Here is a 6,840-nt window from a genome sequence, read left to right as displayed (position 1 = left end):
GACGGTCTGAAAGCAGGCGATGTCAACATCACTGCCGAGGGCATCAACGCAGGCGGTAAGAAAGTCACCAACGTCGCCGTAGGTACCGTCGCCGCAGACAGCACCGATGCGGTTAACGGCGGACAACTGCACCAAGTTTACGAACTGATCGGCAGCAACGGCGGCAACGTCAACACCGCACCGCCGTCAGTCGAAGCAGACGGCAAAACAGGCTTGGGTAATATCAAAAACATTACCCTGGTGGACAACAGCAACAATCCGAACGTGACCAACGTCACGAACGAGACCAAAATTGCCCAGTCCAACGGTTACAGCCTCGTGACCTACAACGTCGAAGACCAAGGCATGTACGTGACCAACAACGTCATCGAAGCCGTAGGCCGTATGAACGAACAAGGTATCAAGTTCTTCCATACCAACGACGGCGAAGTGAACCCCGACGTACAGGCACGAAACAGCGAAGACTCCAGCGCGAGCGGCGCATACGCCACGGCAGTCGGCTACCAGGCCGCTTCCAAAGGCACCAACGCCATCGCCATCGGTAAAGGCGCCAAAGCCAACGCCGAGAATACCATCGCCATCGGTACCGGCAACATCGTTAGCGGCAAAAACTCCGGCGCCATCGGTGACCCGACCGTAGTAAGCGGCAACAGCTCTTACTCCATCGGTAACAACAACAACGTATCCGCCGACAACGCCTACGCATTGGGCAGCGACATCAAAGCCACGGTTAAAGACTCCGTCTACCTCGGCGACCGCGCCCAAACCCAAGGCATCCGCACGGCTGATGCAGCCAAAGGCGAAGCCTACACCTACGGCGGTCTGAACGACAAAGCCGTTGCAGGCAAAGCAGGTTCGGCTGCCGCCGCGAACAAAGTCGCCGGTGTCGTTACCGTCGGCAACGGTACGGACGAGACCCGTCAGGTACAAGGTGTGGCGGCAGGCGTGGTATCTGCGGATTCGACCGATGCGATCAACGGCAGCCAGTTGTATTACACCAACCAGGCGATTGCTAACGTAGCGACACAAGCGACAGCAGCGAAAACCGAAGTTACCGCAGGTAAGAACGTCGTCGTTAACCAAACGACCGGCAACAGCGGACAGACCGTGTATAACGTTGCTACTGCCGATAAACTCGACGTAACCAGCGTGACCGCAGGCGGTGTAACCGTTAACGCGCAAGGTGTCAGCATCGCTGCACCGACCGCCCATAATCCGGCGAATACCGTCAGCCTCAGCCCGATCGGTCTGAACAACGGCGGACAACGCATCACCAACGTCGCCCCGGCGAAAGAAGGTACCGATGCGGTCAACCTGAACCAGCTCGCCGGAGTGGGTAACGCCCTGCAAAACAACATCGAACGCGTCGGCAAAAAAGCCTATGCAGGCGTGGCAGGTGCGATTGCACAAGGCTCGATTCCGCAAGTAACCCGTCCGGGTGCAACCGGTATCGGTGTGGGCAGCGGTTACTACGGTGGTCAATCCGCCATGGCAATCGGCGTGTCTGCGATGAGCGACGGCGGTAACTGGGTTGTTAAAGGCAACTTCTCTGCCAACACAGACGGCCACGTCGGTGTCGGGGCAGGTGCGTTGTACCAGTGGTAAGCTAACGGCTCTTAGCTGAAGCAAAGCAAAGGTCGTCTGAAATCCAAAAAAGGGTTTCAGACGACCTTTTTTTATATGAACGAAGGGAGCGTGAAGAAATCAATTGCGAATAGGGAGGATTCGCATATTGTCGATATAAGACGGCGGGTATCAAGCAAAACTAAAAACTATTTGCAGAAGGGCGGTAGCGTTATGGGGAAAGTTGGGCAAGAGTAAACCGAAGTGGAAATATCTGTGCAGAAATGGTGGCTCGTGGCTTGTTTGTATTTGAATCCACGACAGTCCAGCATATCTGCGGTTTGCCGTCTTTTATAGTGGATTAAATTTAAATCAGGACAAGGCGATGAAGCCGCAGATAGTACAGATAGTACGGAACCGATTCACTTGGTGCTTTAAGCACCTTAGAGAATCGTTCTCTTTGAGCTAAGGCGAGGCAACGCCGTACTGGTTTAAAGTTAATCCACTATATTTGCTTGACTGTTTTCCCTATTCTTGATTTGCATCGTTGTAAAAAAGGTCGTCTGAAACCGGATACATTGGTTTTCAGACGACCTTTAAATTTGATGGCATATTTAAGCAGATTGTTCTTTTTTATCTCCGTTCCAAGGCGCAACTTTGAGCAATAGCAACATCCCCGGAATTCCCAACATGAAACACAGCCAGAAGAAATTGACGTAGCCCATCGCCTCAATCAGAAATCCTGCTGTCGCATTCATAAATGTGCGCGGTACGGCGGATAGGCTGGACAGCAGTGCAAACTGTGTGGCGGTAAATGCGGTATTGGTTTGTTGCGCCATATATGACACAAATGCCACTGTACCCAAGCCCACACCCACTGCCTCGGCAGCAATGACGACTGCCAGCATGGTTCGTTCTGATGCGCCCACATGCTCGAAATGTCCGAAACTTGCCAGCCACGCAAAACCTAAAATCGTAACCCATTGCACTAAACCAAAAAGCCACAATGCACGGTTTACGCCTAATTTGTTTACCCAAATACCGCCGATAATCCCGAAAATTACCGCCGGCCACAACCCCGCATTTTTCGCAATCAAGCCGATGTCAGTTGCTGAGAAACCCATATCGATATAAAACGCGGGTGCCAGCGCAGTTGCCATGCTGTCGCCCAGTTTATACAGCACGATAAAAGCCAAAATAATCAACGCCTGTTTAACGCTTTGACGGGTAAAGAAATCGCGGAACGGCTCAACAACGGTATCTTTAAACCCTTTTGCACCTACGGGTTGTTGTGCCGGTTCTCGCGCCACGAATAAAGTGGCAAGTAAACCCGGAATCATGAATAGAGCGGTAATGATGAAGACGGACGACCAAGGCATCCTATCGGCTAAAATCAGACTTAATGAAGCGGGAATCAACGAGGAAATACGATAGGCATTCACATACAGTGAGTTACCTAAAACCAACTCTTCATCGGATAACACTTCGCGACGGAAAGCGTCGATCACAATATCCTGACTGGCAGAAAAAAACGCCACTACCAAAGACAGCCCCAAAATAATGGACAAATGTTCTTGCGGGCGGACAAACGCATAGGCAGCCAAAAGCAGCAAAAGCGCGATCTGCATCACCAACATCCAGCCGCGCCGCAAACCTAAAAACGGCAGGCGTACAGAGTCCATGAGTGGAGACCAGATAAATTTCCAAGTATAGGGAAAACCAATCAGGGCAAACAGGCCGATGGTTTTCAAATCAATTTTTTCGAGGCGCAGCCACGCTGGAATCAGGCTGTATAGGAAATAAAGCGGCAGCCCCGATGTGAAGCCCGTAAAAATACAAATCAGCATATTGCGCGAAAAAATCCGCTGCATAGTGCTTGGTTGGGAGTCAGTCATAATGGATGAGCAGTACAAAAAGAAAGGCACATTGTAACAAATCCTGCGAAGCAGGGCGGGATTGCCTACTGTAATGGTTTAAAAACAAATGGGAGGGCGTGAATTGCCACAGCGTGGGTAAAAGAACTGTTTGATGTTTGGATGGGGTCGTCTGAAAATTTAGATTCCGTCAGTAAGAGATAAGCAGCAATATAGTGCCGATTATTCATTTATTTATTTATTCAATTGCCAATTGCTTCCGCTATCGTTGCCAGATTTGCATGAAAAAGTTAATATCTGTTAAATTCTGGCAATTGTTGTCATATATAACAACCTACAAAGGAGCAAACTATGAACTTTCTGACTGCCGTCAGCCGGCAAATGACCCGATTCACCGCACTGATTATCGTCCTTGCCTCTATCGTCGCCTTTATCGAACCCGCTACCTTTTCATGGGTGAAAGGCGACACGCAAGTCGTCGTACTCGGCATCATTATGCTCGGCATGGGCATGACTCTAGGCAAAGAAGACTATCAAATTTTGGCTAAACGCCCGCTCGATATTTTCATCGGCGCAGTCGCCCAATACACCATTATGCCGCTGCTTGCCATCGGTATCGCCAAAGTCTTCAACCTATCTCCCGGATTGACGCTGGGTTTGGTTTTGGTCGGTACTTGCCCAGGCGGTGTTTCGTCCAACATCATGAGTTTCCTTGCCAAAGGCGATGTTGCCTTCTCAGTCGGCATGACCACCGTCTCTACCGTCCTCGCCCCCGTTATGACGCCGCTGTGGATGACTTACCTTGTCGGACAAACCGTCGAAATGGACGGCTGGGGCATGTTCAAGTTTATGTTGCTCGTTACCCTGTTGCCCGTCGTTATCGGCTCTGCCGCCAATATGTTGCTGCACAAAAAACACTGGTTTGAAGATGTCCGCGCCATTATGCCCGCCGTTGCCGTTGCCGCCTTTGCCTGCATTGTCGGCGGTGTTGCCGCCGTCCACGGCCACCGCTTTGCCGAATCTGCCTTAGTTATGGTGCTCGCCATTGCCGCACACAATATCGGCGGCTACATCCTCGGCTATTACAGCGGCGCGCTGACTGGTATGAACACCGCCAAAAAACGTACCATCGCTATCGAAGTCGGCGTACAAAATGCCGGTCTTGCCACGGGTCTGAGCGCCAAATTCTTCCCGGGTAACGCCGAATCCGCCGTCGCTACCGCCGTCGCCTGCGTCTGGCACTCCGTATCGGGAACTGTCTTGGGCAACTTATTCGCTTGGTGGGATAAGCGTAAGCAATAAGCTGCGGTGGTCGGTTCAGTCTTCAATCAATAATCAAAAGGTCGTCTGAAAAACATTTTTCAGACGACCTTTTTGTGTCATGCGGATGAAAACGGCTTTAGCGGTTTTTCAATCCCAAAACGTCCTGCATATCGTATAAACCTGTTTTGCCGTTGGCCCAAACTGCGGCGCGGACGGCGCCGGCGGCGAAGGTCATGCGGCTGCTGGCTTTGTGGGTGATTTCGACGCGTTCGCCGTCAGTGGCGAAGAGGGCGGTGTGGTCGCCGACGATGTCGCCTGCGCGGACGGTGGCAAAGCCGATGGTGGACGGATCGCGCGGGCCGGTGTGGCCTTCGCGGCCGTAAACGGCGCATTGTTTGAGGTCGCGGCCGAGCGCGTCGGCGATGACTTCGCCCATGCGCAGGGCCGTGCCGCTGGGGGCGTCGACTTTGTGGCGGTGGTGGCCTTCGATGATTTCGATGTCGTAGCCTTCGTTGAGGACGCGGGCGACGGTGTCGAGGATGTGGAAGGTTAGGTTGACGCCGACGCTGAAGTTGGCGGCGAAGACGACGCCTGTTTTTTCGCCTGCGGCTCGGATGGCGGCTTTGCCTGCGTCGTCGAAGCCGGTGGTGCCGATGATGATGTTGACGCCTTTTTCAACGCATTTTTGCAGGTGTTTGAGGGTCGGCTCGGGGCGGGTGAAGTCGATGAGTACGTCGCTTTGGGTGAGGACGGTATCAACGTCGTCTGAAATGGCGATGCCGGTTTTGATGCCGGAGGCGAAACCTGCGTCCAAGCCTAAGACTTCGGAGCCGGCGTGTTCGAGTGCGCCGGAGAGGACGGTGTCGGGATGGTTTTTAACGGCTTCAACCAATACGCGACCCATGCGGCCGTTGACGCCGGCGATGGCGATTTTCAATGCGCTCATGCGTTTTCCTTGTGATTATTGTGCGGTTTGGGCTGCTCTTTGTTCGGCTTGGAGGGTTTCGATGGATTTTTGGATGGCGTCGCCTTCTGCGCGGACAAGGACGTCGTTTTCAAAATAAACGGTGAGGTTGCTGCGGTCTTTGATGATGCCGTTGCGGCTGGTATTGAAGGTGTAGTCCCAGCGGTCGGCGTGGAATGCGTCGCGCAGCAGCGGGGTGCCGAGCAGGAGTTGGACTTGGTCGCGGCTCATGCCTGCTTGGAGGGAGACGACGGCGCGGGGATCAAGTTCGTTGCCTTGGATGACTTTGAGTTTGTAAGAGGGGAACAGGGAAACGCGTTCGGCGCTGCATGCGGAAAGTCCGATGAGGGCGGCGAGGGCAAGACAGAGGGTTTTGTTCACAGATATGCCTTTCTGTTCGAATTCGGGTGGAAGGGTATCATTGCTTGAATATTTCGAAAAAGCAAACGATAATCATCTCTTTGATTATAATTTCAGCCAACTATCGTTTGTATGCAAATAGGACTTGTGGTTTTATTGCAAACCGCTATGGCGTAATAGTGGGCAAGTGGGCTGAAATTGCGTATTATAACGTCTATTACTTTACAGGGATATTGAATATTATGGAAAAATTCAGCAATATTGCGCAATTGAAAGACAGCGGTTTGAAGGTTACCGGTCCGCGTTTGAAAATCTTGGATTTGTTTGAGTCTCATGCTGAAGAGCATTTGAGTGCTGAAGATGTGTACCGTATTTTGCTGGAAGAGGGTGTGGAAATCGGCGTAGCGACGATTTACCGCGTATTGACCCAGTTTGAGCAGGCAGGCATTTTGCAGCGCCACCATTTTGAAACCGGCAAGGCGGTTTACGAATTGGACAAAGGCGACCACCACGACCATATCGTCTGCGTGAAATGCGGCGAGGTAACGGAATTCCACAATCCCGAAATCGAAGCCCTGCAAGACAAAATCGCGGAAGAAAACGGCTACCGCATCGTTGACCACGCGCTTTATATGTACGGCGTGTGCGGCGAATGCCAAGCGAAGAGCAAACGCTGATCCCGTTTTAAAAGATGTTTGATGTTCAGACGACCTCGGATGAGAATTTGGGGTCGTCTGAAATTTTTTGCGGAACATGAACATCATGCCGCTGCAAATCAGAATAATATAGTAGATTAAATTTAAATCAGGACAAGGC

General features: G+C 51.9%; 6 protein-coding genes. 3 read left to right on the top strand and 3 right to left on the bottom strand.

The genetic code is table 11. The features are described from left to right. The coding region (locus HMPREF2572_RS04775) for a YadA family autotransporter adhesin (RefSeq protein ID WP_210385290.1) at positions 1 to 1,605 on the top strand (1,605 nt) is incomplete at its 5' end. A gap of 572 nt (positions 1,606 to 2,177) precedes the next feature. Here HMPREF2572_RS04775 and HMPREF2572_RS04770 read toward each other — a convergent pair. Further along, positions 2,178 to 3,434: an AmpG family muropeptide MFS transporter gene (locus HMPREF2572_RS04770; protein WP_070496467.1), complete on the bottom strand. Its 1,257-nt coding sequence runs from the start codon at positions 3,432 to 3,434 to the stop codon at positions 2,178 to 2,180. 354 nt (positions 3,435 to 3,788) lie between these two features. Here HMPREF2572_RS04770 and HMPREF2572_RS04765 point away from each other — a divergent pair, with 354 nt between their 5' ends. Further along, the gene (locus tag HMPREF2572_RS04765) at positions 3,789 to 4,739 is read left to right on the top strand and encodes a bile acid:sodium symporter family protein (RefSeq protein ID WP_003780301.1); all 951 of its coding nucleotides are present in this window, start codon (positions 3,789 to 3,791) and stop codon (positions 4,737 to 4,739) included. Positions 4,740 to 4,836: 97 nt separating this feature from the next. Here HMPREF2572_RS04765 and dapB read toward each other — a convergent pair whose 3' ends face one another. After that, positions 4,837 to 5,646 (bottom strand): 4-hydroxy-tetrahydrodipicolinate reductase, encoded by an 810-nt coding sequence (gene dapB, locus HMPREF2572_RS04760; protein ID WP_070496466.1) that lies wholly within the window; start codon positions 5,644 to 5,646, stop codon positions 4,837 to 4,839. 15 nt (positions 5,647 to 5,661) lie between these two features. Next, a complete protein-coding gene (locus HMPREF2572_RS04755; protein WP_016686935.1) occupies positions 5,662 to 6,045 on the bottom strand; it encodes an outer membrane protein assembly factor BamE in 384 nt (127 codons plus the stop codon). A gap of 158 nt (positions 6,046 to 6,203) precedes the next feature. Here HMPREF2572_RS04755 and fur point away from each other — a divergent pair, with 158 nt between their 5' ends. Continuing rightward, positions 6,204 to 6,701 carry a ferric iron uptake transcriptional regulator gene (fur, locus tag HMPREF2572_RS04750; protein ID WP_083294153.1) on the top strand — a complete coding sequence of 166 codons (498 nt, stop codon included), beginning with the start codon at positions 6,204 to 6,206 and terminating at the stop codon, positions 6,699 to 6,701. The last annotated feature ends 139 nt before the right edge of the window (positions 6,702 to 6,840 follow it).

It is taken from the genome of Neisseria sp. HMSC064E01 (genome assembly GCF_001808875.1).
GTDB lineage: Bacteria > Pseudomonadota > Gammaproteobacteria > Burkholderiales > Neisseriaceae > Neisseria > Neisseria sicca_A.
This window is presented reverse-complemented; position numbering and strand designations above follow the sequence as displayed.